This is a genomic window from Dyella sp. PARNA 12/25, assembly GCF_055702865.1.
The window spans coordinates 155,720-181,571 of sequence record NZ_JBVQCI010000007.1 but is presented as its reverse complement, the minus strand read 5'-3'; the positions used below and the strand labels follow the sequence as shown (position 1 = coordinate 181,571).

The window sequence follows — 25,852 nt, the reverse complement described above, 5'->3', positions numbered from 1 at the left end:
TTGCTATCACACCACCGATAAGGCCTACGACTGGGCTACCATTCGCCAATGAATGTAAGCGCCAAACCTGAACGCACTCGCCTTTCCGCCGAAGATTGGGAAGACGCCGCCCTCAAGCTGATTGCCGACCAGGGTGTGGGCGCCCTCGCCGTCGAGGCACTGGCCCGCCAGCTAGGCGTGACCAAGGGCAGCTTCTACTGGCATTTCCGCACCCGCGAGGCGTTGCTGCAGGCCGCGCTGGAGCGCTGGGAGCAATACGGCGAACGCGAAGTCATCTCCCAGATCGAGGCCATGCCCGATCCACGCGCCCGCCTACCCGAGTTGTTCCGTCGCGTCGCGCACGAACTGGCGCCGCACCGAGTGTATGCCGCGCTGCTGAAGGCGTTGGATCACCCCCAGGTGGTGCCGGTGATGGCGCGCGTATCCCAGCGCCGCATGGAATTTCTCACCAACATCTACAACGAAGCCGGCCTCGCGCCCGAGGAGGCGCTCAACCGCGCCCGCCTTACCTACGCGGCCTATGTGGGTTTCCTGCAGCTCAATTTCACGCTGGGTCTGCCGCGCATCAGCCACGATGAGTTTGATGCCTACGTCGAGCACATGATCCGCACGCTGACGCCAGCCTGACCCAGATTCGCCGGCCGCGTCCTTCGGTATCCAAACGCCGCCTTCGGGCGGCGTTTTTTTGTGACCCCGATCACTGGTAGCCATCTGGTCAAATTGGTCTGGTACCACTGCTCTAACTGTGGGCCGGCACAGCGATTTATGGTGAGCCCAGTTGGTTTTTTGCTGCAGTCTAACTTGCCGTGCCAGTGTACGTAAGTTACCGTTTCTGTTCTTTTTTGGCTTAAGACCAGAGTGAGGAAACGATGTCGAGCAAGCTGGAAGCACTGCAGCGCTGGGTTGACCAAGTCGCGGCCTTGACCCGCCCTGCGCAAATCCATTGGTGCGATGGCTCGGACGCCGAATACCAACAGCTGGTGCAGCAGATGCTGCAGACCGGCGACCTCATCGAGCTCAACCAGCAGACCCACCCGGGTTGCTACCTGCATCGTTCGAGCCCTTCTGACGTGGCGCGCGTTGAGCACCTCACCTTTGTCTGCACCAAGGACGAGGAAGACGCCGGCCCGAACAATCACTGGATGGCCCCGGCCGACGCCCACGCCAAGATGGACGAGCTGTTCGAAGGCTGCATGGAAGGCCGCACCATGTACGTCATCCCGTACTGCATGGGCCCGATCGATTCACCACTGGCCCGCTGCGGTGTGGAAATTACCGATAGCCCGTACGTGGTGGCCAACATGCGCACGATGACGCGCATGGGCGCGGCTGCACAGGCGCGCATCGAGCGCGAAGGCAGCTTCGTGAAGGGCCTGCACTCGACCGGCGAACTCGACCCCGAGCGCCGCTTCATCATGCACTTCCCGGAAGAGCTGACCATCAAGTCGTACGGCTCCGGCTACGGCGGCAACGCGCTGCTGGGCAAGAAGTGCCACGCCCTGCGCATCGCCAGCTACCAGGCCAAGTCCGAAGGCTGGCTGGCCGAGCACATGCTGATCGTGGGCATCGAGAATCCGAAGGGCGAGACGCATTACGTCGCCGCGGCATTCCCGTCGGCCTGCGGCAAGACCAACCTTGCCATGCTGATTCCGCCGGAGGGTTACCTCAAGGACGGCTGGAAGGTGTGGACCGTGGGCGATGACATCTGCTGGATGCGTCCGGGCGCGGATGGACGTCTCTATGCGATCAACCCGGAAGCCGGCTTCTTCGGCGTGGCACCGGGCACCAGCACCTCGACCAACCCCAACGCGCTCGCCAGCATCGCGCGCGACACCATCTTCACCAACGTCGCCGTCACCGCTGACAACCAGCCGTGGTGGGAAGGCCTGCCGGGCACACCGGTCACCGACTGGCAGGGTCGCCCCTATGACCAGGCCAATGGCCCGGCCGCACACCCGAATTCGCGTTTCACCGTGAGCGCCAAGCAGTGCCCGACCTGGTCGTCGCACGCCGAAGACGCACAGGGCGTGCCGCTCAGCGCCATCGTGTTCGGTGGTCGTCGTCCGTCGCTGGTCCCGCTAGTGTTCGAAGCGAAGGACTGGGCGCACGGCGTGCTCGTCGGCGCCGCCATGGGCTCGGAAACCACCGCCGCTGCCACCGGTGCCGTCGGCGTGCTGCGTCGCGACTCCATGGCGATGAAGCCGTTCGCCGGCTACCACTACGGCGACTACTTCCGTCACTGGCTGTCGTTCGACAAGCCCGGCGCGAAGCTGCCGAAGATCTTCCACGTCAACTGGTTCCGCAAGGGCGAAGACGGCCGCTTCATGTGGCCTGGCTACGGCGACAACCTGCGCGTGCTGGAGTGGATGATCGACCGCGTCGAGGGCCGCGCCAGCGGCAAGCAGACGCCGATCGGCACGCTGCCGGCAGACGGCGAGCTGAAGCTCCACGGCCTGAGCCTCGACACCGCCACCGTCGACACCCTGCTCGACGTGGATCACGCAGGCTGGACGGCGGAACTCACCGCCATCGGCGAGTACCTCCACAGCTTTGGCGCCCGCATGCCGCAGCAGCTGTATGCCGAACAGCAGCGCGTGGCCAAGGAGCTGCACGACGCCGGCGTGGCGCCGCGTACTGCCGTCGCCTCCTGATCGGATGTGACCCTGAAACCCCGTCGGCCGCAAGGTCGGCGGGGTTTTCTTTTGGACGTCGTCTAAACCTTGTCTGACACAGGCGCATCCAAGCTGGCAAGATGATTGCAGCCTGCCCCGCCACCGGAAACACGATGCCGCCGCCAGCGCCCGCCGCGGACCCCAATGACATGGACGACGTTCGGGCCGCTGCCGCAGGTGACCGGCAAGCGTTCCATCGGCTGTACCGGCTGCACGTGGACCGTGTGTACGGCGCCGTTTATCGCCTGGCCGGTTTCGACCATGCACGCGCGGAAGATCTCACGCAGGATGCTTTTGTGCGGGCCTGGCAAAAGCTGTCGGGTTTCCGCGGCGAGAGTTCGTTCGGTACCTGGCTGTATCGGCTGGCCGTGAATGTCGCCCTGATGGATATCAGGTCGCGCAACGCCGATCCAGTCAGCATGGTGGACGAGGACAACCTTCCCGACCACGGCGAAACACCTTTCTGCGCTGCAGAACGCGAAGAGCTGGAACGTGCTATCGGCAAACTGCCACCGCGTGCACGCGCCGTACTGGTGCTGCACGACGTGGAAGGCTGGCGACACGAAGAAATCGGTGCCGAACTCGGCATGGCGGTAGGTTCGTCCAAGGCGCAGCTGCATCGCGCACGCGGCCTGCTGCGGAAAGTATTGGGAGAAAGCTCATGAACGAATTTGAATGGCTCCGCCAGACACGCGCTTTGCGCGAGCCCGTATCGCCGCGCCGCGACTTGTGGGGCGACATCGATGCCACACTGGACGCTGCCACCGCGACGACAACGCCAGTGGCCCGCCGCCCTGCGCATCGCCTTCAGCGCTGGCTGATCGCCGCCAGCTTCGCCGGGCTATCACTGTTTGCCGGCAGCCTGGCAGTACACCTGCGTGAGCGCCCGGTCACCAGCGCCGCCAACGCATGGCCATCGAACGCCGAACGCTGGCGCCCAAATGACCCACGCCTTGCCGGTGCGGCCGTGGAACTGGATGCCGCCAGCATGGAATTGCGTCAGGCCATGGAGCAAGCCCCGAAATCACCCGCTTTGCAGCGCCTGCTTTACCGGACACAAAAACAACAGTCGCAGTTGCGACAGATGGAACACCAGGCTGGTTGATTCCAGCGGAGCCTTCACCATGAAAACCGCACGCATCATTCCCCTCCTGCTCTGCCTGTCGATCGGCCAGGCCCTGGCCGATACGCCCATCAATCTCAACCACGAGGCCACGCCCAACGTGCGCGTGAGCATCAGCAACGTCAAAGGCTCGGTGACGGTGACCGCCTGGGATCGCAACCAGGTGCAGGTGGGCGGCCATCTTGGCGACGGCGCCAAACCGCTCACCATCGATGGCAGCAACAGCGACATGAGCATCAAGGTGCAGTCGGGTAGCAAGTCGGGTTGGTTCAACTGGAACAACGACACCTCGATGGGAGCCACTTCGCTGGACGTGCGCGTGCCCAAGGGTGCTTCGCTGGATATCGATGTCGTCAGCGCATCGCTCAGCATCGACGGGATCGAAGGTGGCAAGATCAAGACCAACGCGGTCAGTGGCAAGACGCGCGTGAATGCGCGCGCGCCCTCGGTCGACGCAAACACCGTGAGTGGCAGCATCGAGCTGGCTGGCAGTGCGGACAAGGTGGCATTGCAGACAGTGAGCGGTGACATCCTGGCGCCGAACGTCGGCACTGATGCCGATCTGCAGACCGTGTCCGGGCGCATCCGCGTCAGTGGCGGGCCGTGGCGCAAACTCAGCCTCAGCACGGTATCCGGCGACGTGCAGCTGGCAGGTGGGCTTGCACCGAGCGGCACCTACAACGTCGACAGCATGAGCGGTGATGTGCAGGTGCAGGTGCCCGCCAACCTCTCCGCCGTCATCAAGGCGAACACCTTCAGTGGCGACCTGCGCAGCGACTTCGGCACCGTGCAGAAGGTGGAACACGGGCCGGGCAGCGAGCTGCGAGCCACGGTCGGTGGCGGCAACGGCAAGATGAGCATCGAAACCTTCAGCGGCGACCTGCGTATCCGCAAACAGGACTAAGAGCGGCTAACAAAATCGTTGGGCTGATCAAGGTCGTCTTTTCAACGAACGCTGGAGGTGATTCACGACAACCGGTGCCTGGTCATCCAGCGTTCTGCACGCCTGCAACCGCCGGTTCGCTTACCATCGACCTCTTTGGGGGGCAGCCTTAGGGAGGCTTGATCCCCTCGAGCCTCCAAATCAGCATTTTGCTGATAGCAAACCATGCGGCGGAATTTTACCCTGACCATGAAATGGGCTCTGGCTAGAAATTTCCTATGGAACGCATCTCGTCTGAGAAGTATGGTGAACAGAAGCACGATCCCAGTGCCGCATCGTCCTATGGGGAAGGCTCAGCGCGACAGCGACAGCCTTCGCAATCCTTCGGAGGCAGCTCCCGCCAGTTGGCTCAAGCGAGAGCTATCGAGGGCATTGAGGCAAGCCCTCGACTAGCAGCGCACCGTCGAAGTTCCGGTATCTTGCAGCGGGTATCGCCCATTGAATCCGCGAAGAAATCGGTGGGCCCCAGTGGACTACCCGACGTGTTGAGAACCAACATGGAAGGCATGTCCGGGATGGCACTAGACGACGTGCGCGTGCATCGCAATTCTTCTCGGCCGGCGCAGCTCAACGCTTTAGCTTATGCGCAAGGGCGCGATATTCATTTAGGGCCAGGGCAGGAAAAGCATCTTCCACATGAAGCCTGGCATGTCGTGCAACAGGCGCAAGGGCGAGTGAAGCCGACCATGCAGATGACGGGTGACACGCCAATCAACGACGATAAATCGCTGGAGCACGAAGCAGATGTGATGGGGGCGAAAGCGGCATCGTCTGATTCGGTCCAAGCGCAGCCGCAACCCATCACGCCCACCCCGCTTGCGCGTCAAGCCGCGACTTTCCAACGGGTAAAAATTGGAACATCGTATAAGACAACGGATGGCGAAAATTATAGAACCCGCATTGATGCCGCTAACTATATGGGGATGAAGCCCGGGGCTACTGCTCCGGTACCCGACACGTGGATAACTGCAACTGGCAAGAAAACATCGGGCTTCGACGAATACGAATTCAGCGCTGATAACTATATTAATGATTGCGGGAAATTTGCTCGGATGTTGGTGCAGCAACACGCGGGCGAACCCCTGGATCAGCGTCTATACGGTCAGATCAATGGCGCGAAATCCACGACGCGCTTTTCCGTGAAGAGCACGACCAGTGCGAGTGGTTTCACGAGTGGCGATTTGGCTAATAACAACCAATTTGCGGTAAACGCTGCGGCCAATCCCGGGGTTGGCCAAGCCTACACAACCATACCAAAAGCTAAATTCACTGGAATGGGATGCAAATTTCATGTGGCCGCCGTCGTGGCAAGAGATGGCGCTGACAATGTAACGTGCGAGGCGGATGCAGGCGATAAGGGTCGGACCGCGCCTGTATTCGATATGTATTCGACGGATCCAGGAAGCCTACTTACATTCCATGCAACTTATCGGGATGCCTATGGTGGTGATCTCGCAGCGACTGGGGTACTCGTCTCATAGCGGCAGCCACTGTTCCGGACGACTTTCGAGCAACCCATAAAACCTGTGGGAAGTTCAAGGTCGTCATTCCCCAGCAACTTGGCACGTTGCGAAGGCGCGGAATCCCTTCTTGACCATTCTTCGGCCGCTGGAAGCCGCCTCGCAGAGATGAGGGCAGTTTTGTCAGCGACTCCAAATCAAAGGCTCAACGAAAAACGCCGGGCAATGCCCGGCGTTTTGCTGTCTGCGCACCGATGAAGCGCGACTCAGAGATCCTGGTGATATTGCACGTAAGGCGTGCGCGACTGATCCGGTTCCGGACCTGACGGCGTGTTCACGCTATTGCCCGACGACCACAGGTTCTGCGCACCGATGCTCAACTCACCCTGCCACGGCAGACGCCAGGTGACGCCAAGGTCGATGCTATTCCAGCGACGCTCCGGGTTGTAGCCCGAGCCAGGGATGCCGGCTTCCGGAGCCATGGTGCGACCGACGATGCTGCCGCTCAGCGGGCCGCGATCCACACCGAAGCTCACCGCCTTCTGGTCGAGCGTATTGATGCCCAGCAGATTGCCCGGCAGCAGACGCACACGGCCCACGCTGGCGCCAAGGTCGATACCGCTCTTGCTGTCCAGGGCAACACGGCCACGCGCATTGATCTGCGTGCTGCTATCGAAGCCCGAAAGACCATTGATGCCCGGCATGGCACCCGGAAGCAAGCGCGGCAGGTTCGGAGCGCCCGAGACGGTGTCGGTACCCACGCTGAGACCCAGTGAGTAACGGTCCCCGCTGTAAGTGGCGCCTACTTCGCTGCCGATGATGCGCGGAGCCTGATTATTCGCCCAGCTGTGCTCGCTCACGCCAACGTGAGCCTGCACATTCGGGGCGAGACCATACTGGAAGTCGGTAGCCAGCACGGAAGCTGCATCCACCGCGCGAAACTGCAGCGGCGAATCAGCGCGCTGAGCTGACGTAAGCGACTGATTGCTCGCCTGCAACGCCAGCCAGTGACCATCCGAACCACGCCACAGCGGCACGGCCACACCAGGCCCCACCTGCACGACCTGATCCGGCGCCTGGGTAAGGAGACGGCCCGCCACGTCGTAAGAATCATTGGCCGCAGTCTGCCCTGCCGCAATGAGCGGCATCAACAGCAGTGGCAATGACAAGAACAAACGACGCATGTACGCGAAAACCCCCGCGGTACCATTAGGACGGGATGGAAGTCGCCCCCTCCCAGAGACGATTTACGTCCACAGAGTACCACGTTTTACTTTTTGCTAACACCCAAATACGGCCTTTGTGACAGAGGTCCGGATTCGCCAAATCACGAAATTTTGACATCGGAGTCGCCGTTCAGTTCCCGGGAAGTGAAACGGGCGGCGACAAAGCTGAATGGACTCGCTATATAGTCGCGTTTGTCGACTACGCACGGATCAGCCTTCGACTGATGACTTCGGTCCCTTCCAGTAATACGCCTGTAGTGCCCTGGCCTGCTGACAGCAATGTCGCGGCCATGCACGCGGCCGTGGAGCGCCTGTTCCGCGCGACGGATGCCGCCAGCGTGCTGGAAATCTGTGAGGTGATGCTGGGCGAGATGGGTGCCAGGGGTCGGCTGCACTGGCGCTTGGTGGGTGACGAAGCTGCGCCGGACGCCCGTCACGTGCAGTGGGATCTGGCCGAGGATCCGCAAGGACTGCGCTCTCTGGTGCTTGAACTGCCCGTCGATATGGCCAGCGAGGCGTTGCAGAGTCACATTTCCTGGCTGGGCCGCCTGGCCGCCGCGCGTTTGCGCCAACTGGCGGAAACCTCGCGTTTGTATGAAGCCATTTCGCGCCTGGCGTTGGCCGAACGCCTGCAGCGAGCGCTCTATGCCATTGCCGATCAGGCGGGCGCCGAGCACAACATGACCGAGATGATGCATTCGCTGCACGCGATTCTCGGCAGCCTGATGTACGCGGAAAATTTCTATATCGCGCTGTACGACGCCGCCACCGACACGGTGCGCTTCCCGTACTACGTCGACACCATGGACAAGGAGCCGCCGTCACCCAATGAGGCGGTACCGCTGCAGGAGATGCGTCACAGCCTCACCTGGAATCTGCTGCAAAGCGGCCAGGCCATCATGGGCTCGGTGGCCGAGCTGACTGAGCAGTTCAAGGGTCGTTTCGTGCTGTTGGGGCCGGTGTGTGAGCACTGGCTCGGCGTGCCGCTGCTGCGCGACGGTCGCGTGGTGGGTGGCATCGTGATGCAAAGCTATCGCGAAGACACGCATTACACCCAGCACGATCGCGAACTGCTGAGCTATGTGGCCAAGCACGTGCAAACCGCGCTGGAACGGCGCGAGGCCCACGAAGAGTTGGAGCGTCGCGTATCCAGCCGCACCGCCGCTCTGCGCGAGGCCAACCGCGTATTGCGCCAGCAAGTGCTGCAGCGCCAGCGCGGCGAACGCCTGCAAGCCGCGCTGTTCCGCATCGCCGAGCTGGCCAACGCCTCGGAAGGCCTGGACAACTTCTACGCCGCCGTCCATCGGGTGATCGGCGGCCTGCTGTACGCGCGCAACTTCTACATCGCGCTGTTGGACGAAGAGCAGAAGACGCTGAGCTTTCCTTACTCCGTCGATGAATTCGACACGGTGCGCCTGCCACGCGCACATGGGCGCGGCGTCACCGAGTATGTGCTGCGCCACGCCAAGCCGCTGCTGGCGGACCCCGATGAGTTCGACCGGCTGCAGCAGCAAGGGGAACTCACCCACCGCGGTTCGCGCTCGGTGTGCTGGCTGGGGGTGCCCTTGATCTGGGGTGACCGCGCCATGGGCGTGCTGGCGGTGCAGAGCTATTCGCCCGAGCACACCTACGACGTGCGCGACCAGGAGCTGCTGACCTTCGTCGGCTATCACGTGGCCAACGCACTGCAGCGCAAGCACACCACCGAATCGCTGAAGCAGGCCTATGCGAGCCTCGAGCGTCGCGTCACCGAACGCACGCGCGCACTGGCGCTGGCCAACCGCGACCTGCGCGAACAAATCGCTGAGCGCGAGCGTGTCGAACGCCGGCTCAAGTACGAAACCCTGCATGACTCGCTGACCGGCCTGCCCAATCGCACCCTGCTGCTGCAACGTCTGGAACAAGCACTGCAGCGCTATCACGGCGATACGCAAGAACTGTTCGCCGTGCTGTTCATCGACCTGGACCGCTTCAAGGTCATCAACGACTCGGTGGGTCATCTGGTGGGTGACGACCTGCTGTTCCAGGTCGGTGGCCGTATCCGCGCCTGCCTCAAGACACGCGACGTGGTCGCACGCCTGGGCGGCGATGAGTTTGCCGTGCTGGCTGAAGGCATTACCGATCCGAAGATGGCGCTGCTGATCGCCGAACGCATCATCGACGAACTGCAAACGCCGTTCCGCCTTGGTGCCAAGGAGATTTTTACCTCCGCATCGATCGGCATCGCCCTGCCGAGCCCGCATTACCAGCGACCGGAAGAGTTGCTGCGCGACGCCGACGCGGCCATGTATCGAGCGAAGGACGAAGGCCGCCATCGCGCCGCCGTCTTCGACGACCGTCTACGCCGCGAGGCACTGTCCTTGCTGGAGATGGAAGGCGACCTGCGCCGCGCACTGAGCCGCAATGAGTTCGTACCGTTCTATCAACCCATCGTGGCGCTGCAAACCGGTCGCACCGTGGGCTATGAGGCCCTGTTGCGTTGGCGCCACCCGGATCGCGGCCTGCTGACACCCGCCGATTTCCTCGCCGTGGCCGAAGAAAGCGGCTGCTCGGAAAGCATCGACTGGCAGATCTTCGACCAGGTTTGCGCCCAGGCCGAGGCGCTGGCGGGCAGCGATGGTTTTGTCAGCATCAATGTCTCGGGTCGTCACTTCCGCTCGCCGGACCTGGACAAGCGCATGCTGGATCTCATCCAGTCACATCGCCTGCCGCCGCGTTGTCTGCGCATCGAAGTGACCGAGCGCGCGCTGTTGGAGAATGCTGTCCAAGTGAAACGCATGCTCGACAACCTGCGATCGCAGGGCGTCAGCATTGCCCTGGATGATTTTGGTACCGGCTACTCATCGCTGAGCTACCTGCATCAGTACCCCATCGAGACGCTGAAGATCGACCGTTCGTTCATTGTCGAACTGCCACGCGAAGGTGGACATGGCACGGCCGTGGTGCGTGCCATCCAGGCATTGGCCAATTCGCTACAGATGCAGGTGATTGCCGAAGGTATCGAAGACGAGGACCAGCGCCAGGCACTGCTTCGTATCGGCTGCCGCTTTGGTCAGGGCTTTTTGTTTGCGACTCCGAAAATGGCCGAAGTGTGGTTGCAGCGGGAGCATCATTTCGCGTTGCCATAAGCCTCGGCCTTTGCTCGTCATTCCGGCCTAGGCCGGAATGACGGATAAAAAAAGCCCGCGCTTTAGCGCGGGCTTTTTCTCAACACGCCAACGAAATCACTGTGCAGTGGTCGGCGCATTCGCCGCAGGACTCACGCTCAGCAAGTGCTCCGCATCGATACGATCGAACGTATAGCGTTGCGCACAGAACTCGCAGATCACCTCGATCTCCCCATCACGCGCCTCCAGCGCCGCTTCGACTTCATCGCGACCCAGCGAGCGCAGTACGTTTTCCACGCGCTCCCGCGTGCAGCTACAACCGAATGCCAACGGTCGCGGCTCGAACAAACGCACCGACTCTTCGTGATAGAGGCGATAGAGCAACTGCTCTGGCGGCGTGCTCAGCAGCTCCTGTTCACCCAGGGTGGCGGTGAGGTGCTGGATGCGCGTCCAGGCATCTTCGTCCTCGACAGCGTCGTAACCACCCTCATCGGGCAGCTTCTGCAGCATGAGACCCACCGCATGCTCACCGTCGGCAGCCAGCACAATGCGTGCCGGCAACTGCTCGGACTGACTGAAGTAATTCTCCAGCGCAGAGGCCAGGTTGGGATGCTGCAGATCGACCAGGCCCTGGTAACGCTGTCCACGCTCGGCATGGCCAATGGTGATGGCCATGACGGCCTTGGGCAGCGCAGCCAGGTCCAGTGTTTCGGGCAGCGGATCGGTCCACCGTGCCAGGCCACGCAGGCGTCCTTGATCGGTGCATTCGGCAAACAGCAGGCGCAACGGGCCACCGCTCTTCAGTTCCACCGAGAGCGCACCTTCCAGTTTGATGTTGCCCGTGAGCAGTGCACTGGCAGCGAGGGTCTGACCCAGCACCGAGCGCAGGAGCGCGGGATACGCCGAGCGGCCAGCGACTTCGCGCCAGGCCGGCCCCAGTCGGACCAGCACGCCGCGCACGCCCGCTCGTTCGAGCATGAAGCGGTGCAGCACATCTTCAACAAGCACGGTTTCCACAGGATGGACCTCTCAGAGCAATATCCCTACATGGGGTCGCCTGCATCCCAGCTCAACAAGGCCACCTCAGTGCCTCGGGAGATGCTGAGATGGCCCGTATACTGCCGCCAATTCTGCCCACGCGCCGCCATGACCTCACGACGCTCGCTGTTCGCCCGCCTGCTACGCCTGTCTGCCCTGTTGCTGCTGTCCTGGCTGGTCGTAACCTGGCTGATGGTGTTCATGTTGCGCTTCGTGCCACCGTTAACCTCGGCGGTGATGATGGAGCGCCAATTCAACGCGCTGCTGCATGGCGAGAAGGATTTTCGGCTGCAGCACCGCTGGGTGCCCTGGAACCGGGTGTCGCCTTATGTCCCGCTGGCGATGGTGGCCGGCGAGGACCAGAAATTTCCGTTCCACCATGGCTTCGATTTTGACTCCATCCAGAACGCCATGGATGCCGCCGACGAAGGCCGCCGCCTGCGCGGCGCCAGCACCATCAGCCAACAAACTGCCAAGAACCTGTTCCTTTCGAACGGACGCAGTTTCGTGCGCAAGGGGCTGGAAGCGTATTTCACCGTGCTGATCGAGCTGACCTGGCCCAAGCAGCGCATCCTCGAGATGTACATGAACATCGCGGAGCTCGGCGACGGTATCTATGGCGTGGGCGCCGCCAGCGATGTGTTCTTCCGCGTGCCACCCTCGCAGCTGGGGCCAGCGCAGGCCGCCAAGCTGGCTGCGGTGCTGCCTAGCCCTCGTCGTTTCCGTGTCGATCGCCCCACGGCGTATGTGCAGGGCCGGGCCAACTGGATCCAGCAGCAAATGGCCCAGTTAGGTGGCCCCGCTTACCTAGAAAGCCGCAGGCCTCCGCGAGATACCCGCCGCCGCTGACAATGCCCAGGCGCTTGCGCGCTCGCCGCAAGGCGATTGTTGCTCTAGCATGCGCCGAACTCCGGGGAACCCTTGCGCCGCCCATGCCTCGCCTTACCGTTGTCGTGCCTGCTTACAACGAAGCCGCAGTGCTGGAGACCTTTCACGGTCGACTGAGCCGCGTGCTCGCCGAACTACCACTCGACTGTGACGTGCTGTACGTCGATGACGGCAGCAGCGATGCCACCTGGGCGCTGATCGAAGGGCTGGCCGCGCGAGACTCGCGCACTGGCGCCCTGAAGCTCTCGCGAAACTTCGGCAAGGAGGCGGCACTGACTGCCGGTCTCGATCACGTCGACGCCGACGCCGCAGTGGTCATCGATGCCGACCTGCAGGATCCGCCCGAGCTGATTCCCTCGCTGGTGGAACAATGGCGCGCCGGCTTCGACGTGGTGTATGCCACACGGACGGCACGTGCTGGCGAATCAGGGTTCAAGCGGCTCACCTCGGCGTTGTTCTACCGCAGCATGGAGCGTCTGTCCGATATCGACGTACCGCGAGACACCGGCGATTTCCGCCTACTGTCACGTCGCGCAGTGGAGGCGCTGCGCCAGCTACGTGAGCGCCAGCGCTTCATGAAAGGCCTGTTTGCCTGGATCGGCTACCGGCAGACAGCCGTCTATTACTTGCGTGAGCCGCGGCAGGCGGGCTCGACCAAGTGGAATTACTGGCGGCTCATGCAGCTGGCCATCGAGGGCTTTACCTCATTCTCCACCGCACCGCTAAAGCTCGCGACCTGGATCGGCCTGTTATCGTCGATGTTGGCTTTCCTCTATGGCTTGTGGGTGTTTGGTAAGGCCGTGCTATTTGGCGACCCCGTGCATGGCTATCCGTCGCTGATGGTGGTCATCCTGTTTCTCGGCGGCATCCAGCTGCTGGGGTTGGGCGTTATCGGCGAGTACCTGGGCCGCAACTACTCCGAAAGCAAGCAGCGGCCGTTGTATTTCATTGAAGAGCAACGCCGGCCACGCAGCAGCAAGCCCTGAACAGACGGCGGACGGCGCCGCTTCACATCCCCCCAACACCATGCCGGCACGCCGGCGCTAGACTGGTCTCCTGCGGCCGGTCCGCGGCCGCGTGGGAGGTTCAAGCATGCGTCAAGTCAAGCATTTGCTGGCAGGCAAGGGCAGCGACATTTTCAGCATCGCACCGGACGCGCCCGTGCTCGAAGCGATCAAGCACATGGCGGAGCGCCGTGTTGGCGCGCTGCTGGTGATGCGTGGCGAACGGCTGATAGGCATCGTCTCGGAGCGTGACTACGCTCGCAAGGTGATCCTGCAAGGCCGCTCTTCGGCACAGACCGCGGTCTCGGAGATCATGAGCAGCCCTGCCCTCACCGTGGGGCCGGATACCGATGTGTTCGACTGCATGCGCCTGTGCACCGACAGCCGCATTCGCCACCTGCCGGTGGTGAGTGGCGAGCGCGTGGTGGGTGTCATCTCGATCGGCGACCTGGTGAAGGAAGTGATCGACGCGCAGGCCGAGCAGATCGAGCAGTTGCAGCGCTACATCACCAGCTGACCATTCCTCGCGCGGGTGGTTCAGGCTTCGGCCATGCCTGCGCGCGCCGCTTCGACCTGCTGCTCCGGCAGCAGGTCGGGTGAACGCCCAGCGCGCGAAGCCACCCAGGAGGCCAGCGCAGAGACACCTGCGCCAATGGCGGCCATGCCAGTCACCGCGACGCCCAGGGTCCCCAGCACCGTGACACCACTGGTGACGACCAGATCGCCGAAACGCCAGATGGCCGTCTCGACGAAGTTCTTGCCCTTGTAACGCGTCTCGCGCGGTACACGGGTATAGAGCGCGTCGGACGCCGGCTTGGTCATGCCATAAGCAAAGCCTCGCGTGCCCACCATCATGATCGCGAGCATGGGCACCGACAGACCGAACACGTTGATGTTGCCGATGCCGAGCACGACCACCAGCAACAGCAGCGCGAGATTGACCAGCGAAGGCACCACCAGCCCCCAGGCCGCCCCCTTGCGCAGCAACAACCAGCGGGTGAGTGTCAGCTGCAGCACCACGCCCAGCAGGTTGGTGACCAGATCCAGGTTGTAATAGAAGTTGGTCCGGGCGACGCGATCCGGATAGTGGACGTTGGTGTAGTCCGCCATCAGCGCGTAAGCCAGTGTGCCGATGCCATCACCCAGCACCATCAGTATCGCCATGTAACGCAGAAAGGGGCGCGTCCACAGCTCCTTAATACCGGCCCACAGGGAACCGCCGACGGCTTCGCCATGCGCCTCCGTGGAGCAATGGTCGTGGCGAGTAGACAACGTGATGAGCAAGCCCAGCGCGACGAGCAAGGCCACCGCCGACACGATCAGCAACGCCGGCACACCGATCACGCCTACCAGCAGCCTGCCTAGACCGGGACCGCAGACAGCGCCCGCCATGCCGCCCAACGCGATGATGGGAAACACCCGCCTGGCCTGCACGCTCTGGAAGATGTCCGCCATGAAGCTCCAGAACAGCGACACGACGAACAGGTTGAAGACGCTCACCCAGACGAAGAACACCGAGCCGAGCTGGCGCGCCCCGATGCGATCTTGCAGCACGAAGGCTGGCACGAACGCGATCAGGCAGAGGATGAAGAAGCTATAGCTCCAACCGAGCAGCCGCTTGCGTGGAAAGCGCGCCACCATGGCACCGAAGACCGGCGTCAGCAGCAGCATGACCACGAAGGTCATGCCGTAGAACAAGGGCAGTTCCTTCGAACCAACGGCGCCACTGAGCTGCCCTAGTACGGGGCGGATGATGTAGTAGGCCATCATCACGAAGAAGAAGGCGAGCGTCGAAAGAGTCGATGCGAGACCTTCGTTCGCTGCGGCAGGTCGGGGGGTATTCACCGGCGGTTCCAGCGTGGGGGATGGACCTGCTCATAGGCGCTGAGTTGGGCGGCGACTATAACCAAGCGCAAACAGACTAGCATGCTGTCATGACAGTCATGGCCAGGGGATAACGTGACGTACGACTACATCATCGTGGGTGCCGGTTCGGCAGGCTGTGTGCTCGCAAATCGCTTGAGCGCCCATCCTGGCAAACGGGTGTTGTTGCTCGAAGCGGGTCCCAGCGATTGGCATCCGCTAATTCATATGCCCGCAGGTATCGCCCGACTGGCGAGCAATCGCCACTTCAACTGGAACTACCGCACCGAACCGGAACCGCAACTGCAGAACCGCACCCTATGGTGGCCGCGCGGCAAGACGCTCGGCGGCTCCAGCGCCATCAACGCCATGATCTACATGCGCGGCGTGCCCGGCGACTACGACCGCTGGGCGCAAGCCACTGGCGATGAGCGTTGGTCGTGGGACCAGGTGCTGCCCTGGTTCATCCACAGCGAGGACAACACGCGCGGCGCCAGCGCGCTGCACGGTGTCGGTGGCCCGCTTGGGGTGAGCGACCTGCGCTATCACAACGCATTGTCGAGTGCTTTTATCGATGCGGGCGTCAGCGCGGGCTTTCCGCGCAACGCCGACTTCAACGGCCCCCAACAGGAAGGTTTTGGCCTGTACCAGGTGACGCAGCGCGACGGTCGTCGCTGCTCCACCGCGGTGGCGTATCTGCAACCTGCACGGCAGCGCCCCAATCTCGAGGTGCGCACCAAGGCCGCGGTGGCTCGAGTGGTGATCCGCCATGGGCGTGCGGTGGGGGTGCAACTTCAGGGCGAAGATGCGGTGCTGGAAGCGGGCGAGATCCTTCTCGCGGGCGGCGCCATCAACACACCACAGCTGTTGATGCTTTCCGGTGTAGGGCCTGCGGATCACCTGCGCGAGCACAGCATCACCGTGCAGGCTGATCTACCGGATGTAGGCGGCCATCTGCAGGATCACCTGGACATCTGCACGCTTGATGGCAGCACGCAAAAGGTCACTTACGATCATCTCAACGAACTGACTGCCGGCTGGCGTTTCCTGCGTCACCGTGATGGCCCGGGCAGCTCCAACGTGGCCGAAGGTGGCGGCTTCGTGCGTAGCCGGCTGGCCACCGACGAACGCTGCGATGTGCAGTTCCATTTCGTGCCGGCGTTGCTCGACGATCACGGTCGCCATCGCTTGCCCGGCTACGGCTACACCGTTCACGCGTGCTACCTGCACCCGCGCAGCCGTGGCACCCTGCGATTGCGCTCGGCAGACCCGCGCCAGCCCATTGCGATCCGTGCGAACTACCTCGGTGATCCGGAAGGCCATGATCTGCGGCGCATGATCGAGTGTGCACGCCTGTCGCGCGATATCCTTTCGCAACCCGCCTTCCATGCGTACCGTGGCGCCCCGGTCTTTCCAGAGCGAGCGCTCAGCACCGACGCCGAATACGCTGAGTTCATCCGCCGCAAGGCGGAGACCATCTATCACCCTGCCGGTACCTGCCGCATGGGCAGCGACGCCCATGCGCCGGTGGACAGCGAGTTGCGTGTGCGCGGCGTGCAGGGTTTGCGTGTCGTGGACGCCTCGGTGATGCCGAGCCTGCCCAGCGGCAATACCAATGCCCCGGTAGTGATGATTGCCGAGCGGGCCAGCGCGCTCATCCTTGGTGAAACTTTGGAAGGCGGCGGCGTGTCTTAAGGCAACAGGTATGGGCTACCCATACGCCGAATGGCTACGAGGACTTTCAGGCTCGCCTGCGGTACTCTCGCCGGGCGCCATGGAGGGACCCAGCTCAACATCACTGGCCCTGCTCCCATGTGGAGCTCTTCCCTTCCACCGGCGCCCGACGGCGCCACTTACGCGCCCAAGCCGCATGACGCTCCGTACGATTTCATGGGTCATCGCCGCCGCCCTGGGACTGTCCAGCGCGCCGCTTGCTGCACGCGCGGCGGCGGCATCCGACACCATCAACCCGCCGCCCACCGCCGGCGCAACGCTGCCACCCGATCGCATCAAGGAAACGGTGACGTCGTACCAGCAATGGCTGGACCGGCTGGACGAGCGCCATGCCGTGGCTGGCCTCGCTACTGCCGTGGTGGTCGACAACAGGGTCGTGTTTGAGGACACCCTCGGTTACGCCAATGCCGCCACGCAGGAGCGCGTGACACCAGAGACCGTGTTTCGTCTCGCCTCACTGTCCAAAGCCTTCGCTACCGCACTGGCCGGCGTGCTGGTGGACGAGGGCAAGCTCTCCTGGGACACCAAGCTCGTCGCGGTGCTGCCGTTCTTCCGGCTCAAGAGCGACAGCGACGCCGCGCAGGCCACCGTCCGCGACATACTCGGGCAACGACTGGGCCTGCCCAAGAACACCTACGACAACATGCTTGAGGAGAACTTTTCCTACGAGGAGTTGGCGCGCCGACTGGACGAGGTCAATCTCACCTGCGCAGTAGGACAGTGCTACGGCTACCAGAACATCGCTTTCAGCCTGATCGGTGACGTGGTCTATGCGCAGACCGGCGATTTCTTCAGCCGCCAAGTGGATAAGCGCCTGTTCTTTCCCTTAGGCATGAAGACGGCCAGCTACGGCCGTGAGGGCCTGGAGACCAGCAAGAGCTGGGCGCGCCCGCACCGCCCCAACGGCAGCAACTGGATCCCGTTCGAACCGAAAGAGGCGTACTACCGGGTCGCCCCGGCGGCGGGCGTCAACGCCAGCCTGCGCGACATGGAGCAATGGCTGATTGCCCAGATGGGTGGTCGCCCCGATGTGCTTTCGCGCCAGCTGCTGGAGACACTGCACGCGCCGGAGGTGCCCACGCCGAACGAGGAGCGTTCCTCGCCGTGGCGGCGTGCGCGCGTCACCGACGCGGAGTACGCGCTGGGCTGGCGCGTGTTCGAGTACGGCGGCGAAACGATGATCTTCCACGCCGGCGCAGTCGAGGGCTATCGCACCATGATCGGCTTCCTGCCCAAGTACCACGCAGGCGTGGTGACCTTGTGGAATTCCGATGGCCCGGTACCCGCAGGCCTGTTGCCGATGGTGATGGACAGCCTGCTCGGGCTGCCGCACGTCGACTGGGCCGGCGTCGAAAGCGATGCCCCCGTGGTGAACACCAACAAGGGCAAGACGCGCACCAAGAGCAAGACCGCCACCAGCGGTCACAGCACCAAACGCTGATCGCCTCCAACGCCTGAAACGAAAAGGGCGCCGCATGTCTCCATGCGACGCCCTTCTTTGATTTCCGTGCCGCGGTATCGCGACACGGCACCGGTTAGTTGAGCTTGAACACGATCCGGCGCTTTTCCTGTGCCGACACTGGCGCGCCATCCTGCGTGGCCGGCTGGTACTTCCAGCGGGTCACCGCTTCGACGGCGGCACGGTCGAACACATGACGCGGCTCGGCATCCAGCACCTTCACGTCATCCACATTGCCGTCCGGCGTGATGGTGAACGTCACCTCCACCCAGCCCTCCTGGTTGGAGCGCATCGCCGTGGTCGGGTAACGCGGAGCGACGTTACGCAGCAACACCGGGCCATGCGTTGCCGCCGAGCCGGCATTGCCAGTGCTGCCAGCCGCCGTGGACGTCGCCGCCTGCTGCTGACGCGATGCCTCCGCAACCTGTTGCTGCTGAGTCTGACGCGCCTGCGCTGCACGTTGATCGGCCAGCGCCTTCTGCTGGGCCTCGGCCGTCTGGCGATCTACCTCGGCCTTGTCCGCCGCCTTCTGCGCAGCCAGTTGCTGCTGCTTCTCCTTGTCGGAGGCCAGCTGCTGCTCGCGATCCAGCAGCTTGCGCTGGGCTTCGAGCTTGGAGCGGAGAATGGTCAGCGTGTAATTGGCCGGGTCGGCCTTGGCGAGCAGGTCGATCTGGCGCTGTGCATCGTTGAAGTCGCGCTGGTTGATCGCCTGCTCCGCCAGGCTTGCGCCGACCGGGAAGGTTTCGCGCAGTGCATCGGTAGCCACCTGATTGCCCGGCTGCTTCTCCAGCACCTTCAGATAGAACTCGAACGCGTTATTGCCGGCGGGTGCCAGCAGACGCTGCTGATTGACCGCCTTGCGCGCTTCGGACAAGAGCTGATTGGTGCTCATGGCCGCCACATTGGCTGGTGGCGGGGGCGCCTGACTGGCCGTCACTGGCGTAGACGGGTGTGCGCCCGTCTCGGCGTCGACCATGGCTTGGTGCGGTCGAATGATAAGGAACCACGCAGCCGAGGCGAGCACGGCAACAACAGCAACAATGGCAACAGTAGCGGGCCGAACGACCCCACGCGCACGGCGGCGCGCACGATTTATATATCGGGTATCCATGATCTCTCACCGAGTGGCATCAGATACCCGCGCTTTTTCCCCCTGTGAATCCAGGAGCGACGGGCCCCCAGGCCAGCCGCGGCGCGGATGTGCGAAAGGTAACCGTAATGCAGCACTACGGCAAATCGCGCGTCGCCTTTGCTGCTCGTTGGCCGTGTCGCCGGCGAGATCAATAGGCCATCAGGCCCGATGCGTAGCGGTATCCAGGTGTGCTTTGCGTACCCCGGAAACGAAGCGTCCCGGCATGGGCCGGGACGAGTCGCTCTTTCGAATGACTCTCCCCGCGCTGGGCACCGCGGGGAGAAAAGTCGTTCTTGCTTATTTTTAAGAGTAAGGCTTAAAGCTTACTTCTTGGCCTTGGCGGCCTTGGGGGCCTTCACAGCCTTGGTGGCCTTGACCACCTTGGCGGCGGCAGCCTTCTTGACTACGCGCTTGGCGACAGCCTTCTTGGCAACCTTCTTGACGGCGGCCTTCTTGACCGCACGCTTCACAGCGGCCTTCTTGACGGCGCGCTTCACAACAGCCTTCTTGACCGCACGCTTCACGGCGGCCTTCTTGACGGCACGCTTCACGGCGGCCTTCTTGACCGCGCGCTTCACAACGGCCTTCTTGACCGCGCGCTTCACAGCGGCCTTCTTAACAGCTTTCTTTGCGGCTTTCTTGGCAGTGGCCATAGTTCGTCTCAGCTCCTCATCAGTTGGCAGTGGTTGCCCAGTAAAAGCATGTAGGAACGCCTCCACAAGCAGATCGCTATTGGTGGCGTGCCGAAGGTTGTTCACCTGACGACGGGTGCGTTCGTCAGACAGTGGCCTCAGAATGTGCAGTGGAATCGAGACCGTGATTTTGCGTACTGCGCCGGCCTTTTCTCCATGCTCGATATAAGGCTTGATAAATTTCGATGCTGCCATGGCACCCGTTCTCCGTGTTCCGTTGCGAAAGCTATTCCTGAAGATTTCAGCTGTCAATTGATTTTAGCCATGAAATCAATTCGTTTCATCCACCCCAGGAGGGTTCAAACCCCCGCCCGACAAGGCCTCAGGGGGTGGCAATGCATTTTCAATCAGACGTCCATACCGCCAGACAAAAACACTTTCCTATAATCACTTGCGATATAAAAACCGCTTAAAACAAGGCATTTGAGACTTTACGCCGCATTAAGCGCGCAAAAGCGTTATGTGCTTCATTCGACACATTTATCTCGTCAGTCGTGAGCCAAAAAACCCGTCTCCGGGGATGAACAGAACTCGACTGAAAATTTTTCGCGCCCCACCCGACAGGACGTCGCTTTAGCCTGTCCAACCACCCCTTCGAGCCCTCGAAGACCCGAATCGAGGATGGGCGACCCATGTCGGTCGACACCGTGATGGACATCTAACGGCATGGCCGCCCGTCTTTGAAAACGCACTTGAGCGGCCCCGATGTTGATCACCAACAAGCGACCGAGAGCGTGCCTCTCGCCTTTTTGTGATCCAAAAAGACGCCGGCCGCGTAAGGCGGCCGGCGTCGGGTGAAACGTCGAGCGCGAAGGCTTAGTGGTCTTCGTTCTCGATCAGCTCGGCATAGCCGTCGGCATCCAGCAGCTCGTCCAGTTCGCCGCGGTCGCTGGCGCGAACCAGGAAGATCCAGCCGTTGCCGAAGGCGTCTTCGTTGATGGTTTCGGGCTTGTCGTTAAGCGCTTCGTTGACGGCGACGATCTCGCCCGAGACCGGGCTGTAGATGTCGGAGGCGGCCTTGACCGACTCGACTACCGCCACGCCATGACCGGCCTGCACGCTGGCGCCGATCTCCGGCAGCTCCACGTACACCAGGTCGCCCAGCTGGCCCTGCGCATGGTCGGAAATACCCACGCGTACCAGGCCATCGTCTTCGACGCGGGCCCACTCGTGGGACTTGAGGAACTTCAGATCGCCGGGAATCTCGCTCATGATCGAATCCAGTCGTTAATGTGGTTCATGGGTGGAGCGGCAATTCTAGCCGCTTCACCCGACAGGCAACACCGGCCGCACGCGACCGTGAAGGTGGTATGAAATCAGATGCCCTCGCAGGGCTTGCCGTCGCGTACGAAGGGGTACTTCACCACGCGCACCGGCACTTCGCGTCCGCGAATGTCGACACGCACATCGCCCGGCTCACCCACCGGGATGCGCGCGAAGGCGACGGCCTTGTTGAGGGTCGGCGCAAAACTGCCGGAGAGGATTTCGCCCGCGCCGTTGGCAGTGAGCACCGGCTGGCCGTGGCGCAGCACGCCCTTGTCGTCGAGCACGAGGCCCACCATCACGCGCTTCACGCCGGCGGCCTTCTGCGCTTCGAGTGCCTTGCGGCCGATGAAGTCGCGACCTTCGTCGAGCGCGATGGTCCAACCCAGGTTGGCTTCCCACGGCGACACGGTTTCGTCCATGTCCTGGCCGTAGAGATTCATGCCCGCTTCCAGGCGAAGCGTGTCACGCGCACCCAGGCCGGCCGGCACCACGCCAGCGGCGGCCAGCGCCTGCCACAGGGCGACGGCGTGCTCCTGCGGCACGATGATTTCGAAACCGTCCTCGCCGGTGTAGCCAGTGCGCGCCACGAACAGCGGCATGCCATGCGGGCCCTGCGCAGCTGCAGCGGCGAACTTGCCGAGCTTGCCGATGCGCTCATGGTCGATATCCGCCAGCAACCCGATCACCTTGGCGCGGGCCTGAGGGCCCTGCACGGCGATCATGGCGAACTCCGGGCGCTCCTTCACCTGCACGTCGAAGGCCTTGGCCTGGGTTTCGATCCACGCCAGGTCCTTTTCGCGGGTGGCCGCGTTCACCACCAGGCGGAAGAACTCCTCACCCAGGAAGTAGACGATCAGGTCGTCGATGACGCCGCCCTGCTCGTTGAGCATGCACGAGTACAACGCCTTGCCCTGCGCCTTCAGCTTGTCGACATTGTTGGCCAGCAGGTAGCGGAGGAATTCGCGGGTGCGCGGGCCGTGCAGGTCGACGACGGTCATGTGCGACACGTCGAACATGCCGGCATCCCGGCGCACGACGTGATGCTCCTCGATCTGCGAGCCGTAGTTGATCGGCATGTCCCAGCCGCCAAAATCGACCATGCGCGCACCCAGCGCGCGATGGGTGTCATTGAGTACGGTCTTCTCGGTCATCGCAGTGGTGCTCTGAGGAAAACGACATTATCGCCGGGCGCGTGGATACATTCCAACCCGAAGCCGATGCGACACGCCGTGCGCCGGCGTATCGCGGGTATCGTGCGACGCAATATCGGGACGAAAAGAAAGGCCTCAGCAGGCCGGAATCTTCGCCCCGCTGGTCATTCCGGCACAGGCGGGAATGACCAGCGGAAAGGTCGTAGAACTTATCGGTGCGGGTGCGTCTCGCTCATGCCCGCAAGCAATTGCTCCACCACCTGCTCCGCCAACTGTTCCGGCCTCAGGCCGGACGTGTGGAGATGCAACTCGGCATGCTCGGGCGCTTCGTAAGGCGAGTCGATACCCGTGAAGTTGACGATCTCACCGGCACGGGCCTTGCGATAGAGCCCCTTCGGATCGCGGCGCTCGCACTCTGCCAGCGGGGTATCGACGAACACCTCGAGAAATTCACCCTCGCCGAACAGGCCTCGCGCAAAACGGCGTTCACTCTGGAACGGCGAGATGACGCAGACCAGCACGATCAGGCCCGCGTCGACCATCAGGTGCGACACCTCGGCCACGCGGCGCACATTCTCCACACGCGCCTCGGGCGTGAAGCCCAGATCCTTGTTCAGGCCGTGGCGCAGGTTGTCGCCGTCCAGCATATAGGTGTGATAACCCAACGCGTGCAGGCGGCGCTCCACCAGGTTGGCGACGGTGGACTTGCCCGCGCCAGACAGACCGGTGAACCACAGGCAACGCGCCTGCTGGCCCTTGCTGGCGCTGCGCGCTTCCTTGTCGAGATCGGTGTGCTGCCAGTGCACGTTCGCGGCGCGGCGCAAGGCGAAATCGAGCATGCCGCAGCCGACCGTGGCGTTGGTCTGGCGGTCGATCAGGATAAAGCCGCCCAGGGTGCGATCGTCGACGTAGGACTCGAACGCAATCGCATGATCCAGGTCGAGGTTGCAGTAACCGACTTCGTTGAGCTCCAGCCGGCGGGCGGCCAGCTCGGCCTGCGTATTCACGTCCACCTTGTGCTTGATGGTGGTGACCCGGGCATTGACGGTGCGCGAGCCGATCTTGAGCCAATAGGCACGATTGGGCAGCAGCGGCTCGTCACCCATCCACAGTACGTGGGCGGCGAACTGGTCAGCAACCGGTGCCGGGCGCGCCGCATCGGCGATCACATCGCCTCGGCTCACGTCGATCTCGCGATCGAGCGTCAGCGTTACGGCCTGCCCGGCCGTAGCCTGGGCCAGATCACCGCCGGCGGTGACGATGCGCTCCACGCGGGCACGACGCATCGCCGGCTGCACCACGATTTCGCTGCCGACGGCAAGGCGGCCACCGCTGATGGTGCCGGCATAGCCGCGGAACGAAGCATCAGGACGATTGACCCACTGCACCGGCATGCGGAACTCGGCGGCCTGCGTCGCGGCGGTGTCGGCCGACTCCAGCAGCTCGAGCAGACACGGCCCCTGGTACCAGGGCATGCGCGCCGAACGCTGCCCCACGTTGTCACCGGTCGGCGCCACCACGGGCAGGCAGTGCACGTTGCCAATGCCCAGCTGCACGGCCAGCTCCCGGTACTCGTGGGCGATGGCGGCGTAGATGTCCTCGCGATGATCGACCAGATCCATCTTGTTTACCGCCAGCACCACCTGGCGGATACCCATCAGGGCGCAGATATAGGTGTGCCTGCGCGTCTGCGGCAACAAGCCCTTGCGCGCATCGACCAGCACCACCGCCAGCTCGGCGTTGGAGGCGCCAGTGGCCATGTTGCGGGTGTACTGCTCATGCCCCGGGCAATCGGCCACGATGAAGCTGCGCCCAGGGGTGTGGAAATAACGATAAGCCACGTCGATGGTGATGCCCTGCTGCCGCTCGGCATCAAGGCCGTCGGTGAGCAGGGAGAAATCCAGCGCATCCGGACCGTCGGCATGCAGCTTGCGGCTGTCACGCACCAACGCAGCGAGCTGGTCGTCCGGCACCATGCCGGCGTCGTACAGCAAGCGACCCAGCAGGGTGCTCTTGCCGTCGTCGACGCTGCCGCAGGTGATGAAGCGCAACAGATTGGTGGTGTCTTGCGCGGTGGCGGTCATGATTTCCGTTGTCGCCATCAGAAATACCCCTCCTGCTTTTTGCGCTCCATGGACGCGTTGGCGTCGTGGTCGATCACCCTGCCCTCACGCTCGGAGCTGCGGGAGGCCGCCATCTCGTCGATGATCTTGTCCAGCGTGTCGGCCGTGGATGCCACGGCACCGGTCAGTGGATAGCACCCCAGCGTGCGGAAACGCACGTCGCGCATCTCGACCTGCTCGCCATCGCGCAGGGTGAAGCGCTCATCGTCGACCATGATCAGCGCCCCATCACGCTGCACGACCGGCCGGGGCTTGGCGAAGTACAGCGGCACCACCGGAATTCGCTCCCGCCGGATGTAATGCCACACATCCATCTCGGTCCAGTTGGAGAGCGGAAACACCCGCACGCTCTCGCCCTTGTGGATCTGCGTGTTGTAGGTGTGCCACAACTCCGGCCGCTGATGTTTGGGATCCCAGCGATGCTGGGCGTTGCGGAACGAGAACACGCGCTCCTTCGCGCGGGACTTCTCCTCGTCGCGACGGGCGCCACCGATGGCGGCGTCGAAGCCGTACTTGTCCAGGGCCTGCTTGAGTGCAGCCGTCTTCATCACGTCGGTATGAACCGCCGAGCCGTGGGTGAGCGGCGAAATGCCCTGCCGCACGCCCTCCTGGTTGATATGCACCAGCACCTCCACATCACCGGCCGCGGCCACCTGATCACGGAAGGCGATCATTTCGCGGAATTTCCAGGTGGTATCCACATGCAGCAACGGCATCGGCGGCTTGGCCGGATAGAACGCCTTGCGCAGCAGATGCAGCAGGACTGAGGAGTCCTTGCCGATGGAATAGAGCATGGCCGGCCGCTCAAAAGCAGCCGCTGTCTCGCGGAAAATATGGATGCTCTCGGCTTCGAGGGCGTCTAGATGTGACAGGGAAGACATACGCTGATCTACCGGCCTTTGGCTCAGAAGCCCGGAAACACGGGCACTCATTCGAACAAATCTAGCTGAAAATTCGGCATGTGACAGCGC

Annotated in this window: 21 protein-coding genes; 12 read left to right on the top strand and 9 right to left on the bottom strand. The window is 62.9% G+C overall.

From position 1 onward, the window contains the following. Positions 1-48: 48 nt before the first annotated feature. From AC0GUR_RS14820 to AC0GUR_RS14795, 6 genes are all read left to right on the top strand, one after another. Entirely contained in the window at positions 49-627 is a 579-nt protein-coding gene (locus AC0GUR_RS14820; RefSeq protein ID WP_472878263.1) for a TetR/AcrR family transcriptional regulator, read from the top strand. Between the two features lie 242 nt (positions 628-869). Further along, a complete protein-coding gene (locus tag AC0GUR_RS14815) occupies positions 870-2,651 on the top strand; it encodes a phosphoenolpyruvate carboxykinase (GTP) (RefSeq protein WP_472878262.1) in 1,782 nt (593 codons plus the stop codon). Positions 2,652-2,785: 134 nt separating this feature from the next. Next, positions 2,786-3,337, top strand: a complete 552-nt coding sequence (locus tag AC0GUR_RS14810; protein ID WP_472878261.1) for an RNA polymerase sigma factor — start codon at positions 2,786-2,788, stop codon at positions 3,335-3,337. Beyond that, entirely contained in the window at positions 3,334-3,777 is a 444-nt protein-coding gene (locus AC0GUR_RS14805; RefSeq protein WP_472878260.1) for a hypothetical protein, read from the top strand. The genes AC0GUR_RS14810 and AC0GUR_RS14805 overlap by 4 nt, the downstream gene beginning before the upstream one ends. 19 nt (positions 3,778-3,796) lie before the next feature. Continuing rightward, on the top strand, positions 3,797-4,699 hold the full coding sequence (locus AC0GUR_RS14800; RefSeq protein ID WP_472878259.1) for a DUF4097 family beta strand repeat-containing protein: 903 nt from the start codon (positions 3,797-3,799) through the stop codon (positions 4,697-4,699). 257 nt (positions 4,700-4,956) lie between these two features. Further along, positions 4,957-6,219: an eCIS core domain-containing protein gene (locus AC0GUR_RS14795; protein ID WP_472878258.1), complete on the top strand. Its 1,263-nt coding sequence runs from the start codon at positions 4,957-4,959 to the stop codon at positions 6,217-6,219. A gap of 245 nt (positions 6,220-6,464) precedes the next feature. Here AC0GUR_RS14795 and AC0GUR_RS14790 read toward each other — a convergent pair whose 3' ends face one another. Continuing rightward, positions 6,465-7,382 carry a hypothetical protein gene (locus AC0GUR_RS14790; protein WP_472878257.1) on the bottom strand — a complete coding sequence of 306 codons (918 nt, stop codon included), beginning with the start codon at positions 7,380-7,382 and terminating at the stop codon, positions 6,465-6,467. A gap of 266 nt (positions 7,383-7,648) precedes the next feature. Here AC0GUR_RS14790 and AC0GUR_RS14785 point away from each other — a divergent pair, with 266 nt between their 5' ends. Continuing rightward, complete coding sequence (locus tag AC0GUR_RS14785; protein ID WP_472878256.1) at positions 7,649-10,552, top strand: bifunctional diguanylate cyclase/phosphodiesterase; 2,904 nt, start codon at positions 7,649-7,651, stop codon at positions 10,550-10,552. A 96-nt stretch (positions 10,553-10,648) separates the two neighbouring features. Here AC0GUR_RS14785 and hslO read toward each other — a convergent pair whose 3' ends face one another. Then, positions 10,649-11,548 carry an Hsp33 family molecular chaperone HslO gene (gene hslO / locus AC0GUR_RS14780; protein ID WP_472878255.1) on the bottom strand — a complete coding sequence of 300 codons (900 nt, stop codon included), beginning with the start codon at positions 11,546-11,548 and terminating at the stop codon, positions 10,649-10,651. Between the two features lie 129 nt (positions 11,549-11,677). On the opposite strand from hslO, the gene mtgA reads away from it, so the two are divergent. From mtgA to AC0GUR_RS14765, 3 genes are all read left to right on the top strand, one after another. Continuing rightward, positions 11,678-12,418, top strand: coding sequence for a monofunctional biosynthetic peptidoglycan transglycosylase (gene mtgA, locus AC0GUR_RS14775; RefSeq protein ID WP_472878254.1), 741 nt, complete (start codon positions 11,678-11,680; stop codon positions 12,416-12,418). An 83-nt stretch (positions 12,419-12,501) separates the two neighbouring features. Further along, the gene (locus AC0GUR_RS14770) at positions 12,502-13,443 is read left to right on the top strand and encodes a glycosyltransferase family 2 protein (protein WP_472878253.1); all 942 of its coding nucleotides are present in this window, start codon (positions 12,502-12,504) and stop codon (positions 13,441-13,443) included. 106 nt (positions 13,444-13,549) lie between these two features. After that, positions 13,550-13,978 (top strand): CBS domain-containing protein, encoded by a 429-nt coding sequence (locus AC0GUR_RS14765; RefSeq protein WP_472878252.1) that lies wholly within the window; start codon positions 13,550-13,552, stop codon positions 13,976-13,978. Between the two features lie 20 nt (positions 13,979-13,998). Here the strand turns inward: AC0GUR_RS14765 and AC0GUR_RS14760 are convergent, their stop codons facing one another. Then, positions 13,999-15,306, bottom strand: coding sequence for an NTP/NDP exchange transporter (locus AC0GUR_RS14760; protein ID WP_472878251.1), 1,308 nt, complete (start codon positions 15,304-15,306; stop codon positions 13,999-14,001). A 114-nt stretch (positions 15,307-15,420) separates the two neighbouring features. Between AC0GUR_RS14760 and AC0GUR_RS14755 the strand changes: the two genes are divergently transcribed. Together AC0GUR_RS14755 and AC0GUR_RS14750 are read left to right on the top strand one after the other, a co-directional pair. Continuing rightward, the gene (locus AC0GUR_RS14755; RefSeq protein ID WP_472878250.1) at positions 15,421-17,019 is read left to right on the top strand and encodes a GMC family oxidoreductase; all 1,599 of its coding nucleotides are present in this window, start codon (positions 15,421-15,423) and stop codon (positions 17,017-17,019) included. Between the two features lie 175 nt (positions 17,020-17,194). Next, positions 17,195-18,499, top strand: coding sequence for a serine hydrolase domain-containing protein (locus tag AC0GUR_RS14750; RefSeq protein WP_472878249.1), 1,305 nt, complete (start codon positions 17,195-17,197; stop codon positions 18,497-18,499). A 94-nt stretch (positions 18,500-18,593) separates the two neighbouring features. Here the strand turns inward: AC0GUR_RS14750 and AC0GUR_RS14745 are convergent, their stop codons facing one another. From AC0GUR_RS14745 to cysD, 6 genes are all read right to left on the bottom strand, one after another. Beyond that, positions 18,594-19,628 (bottom strand): energy transducer TonB, encoded by a 1,035-nt coding sequence (locus AC0GUR_RS14745; RefSeq protein ID WP_472878248.1) that lies wholly within the window; start codon positions 19,626-19,628, stop codon positions 18,594-18,596. Between the two features lie 344 nt (positions 19,629-19,972). Continuing rightward, the gene (metJ, locus tag AC0GUR_RS14740; protein WP_472878247.1) at positions 19,973-20,536 is read right to left on the bottom strand and encodes a met regulon transcriptional regulator MetJ; all 564 of its coding nucleotides are present in this window, start codon (positions 20,534-20,536) and stop codon (positions 19,973-19,975) included. Between the two features lie 621 nt (positions 20,537-21,157). Next, positions 21,158-21,553, bottom strand: a complete 396-nt coding sequence (gcvH, locus tag AC0GUR_RS14735; protein ID WP_472878246.1) for a glycine cleavage system protein GcvH — start codon at positions 21,551-21,553, stop codon at positions 21,158-21,160. 104 nt (positions 21,554-21,657) lie between these two features. Then, complete coding sequence (gene gcvT, locus AC0GUR_RS14730) at positions 21,658-22,758, bottom strand: glycine cleavage system aminomethyltransferase GcvT (RefSeq protein ID WP_472878245.1); 1,101 nt, start codon at positions 22,756-22,758, stop codon at positions 21,658-21,660. Between the two features lie 209 nt (positions 22,759-22,967). After that, entirely contained in the window at positions 22,968-24,860 is a 1,893-nt protein-coding gene (gene cysC, locus AC0GUR_RS14725) for an adenylyl-sulfate kinase (RefSeq protein WP_472878244.1), read from the bottom strand. After that, positions 24,860-25,813, bottom strand: a complete 954-nt coding sequence (cysD, locus tag AC0GUR_RS14720; protein ID WP_472878243.1) for a sulfate adenylyltransferase subunit CysD — start codon at positions 25,811-25,813, stop codon at positions 24,860-24,862. The genes cysC and cysD overlap by 1 nt, the downstream gene beginning before the upstream one ends. Positions 25,814-25,852 lie beyond the last annotated feature (39 nt).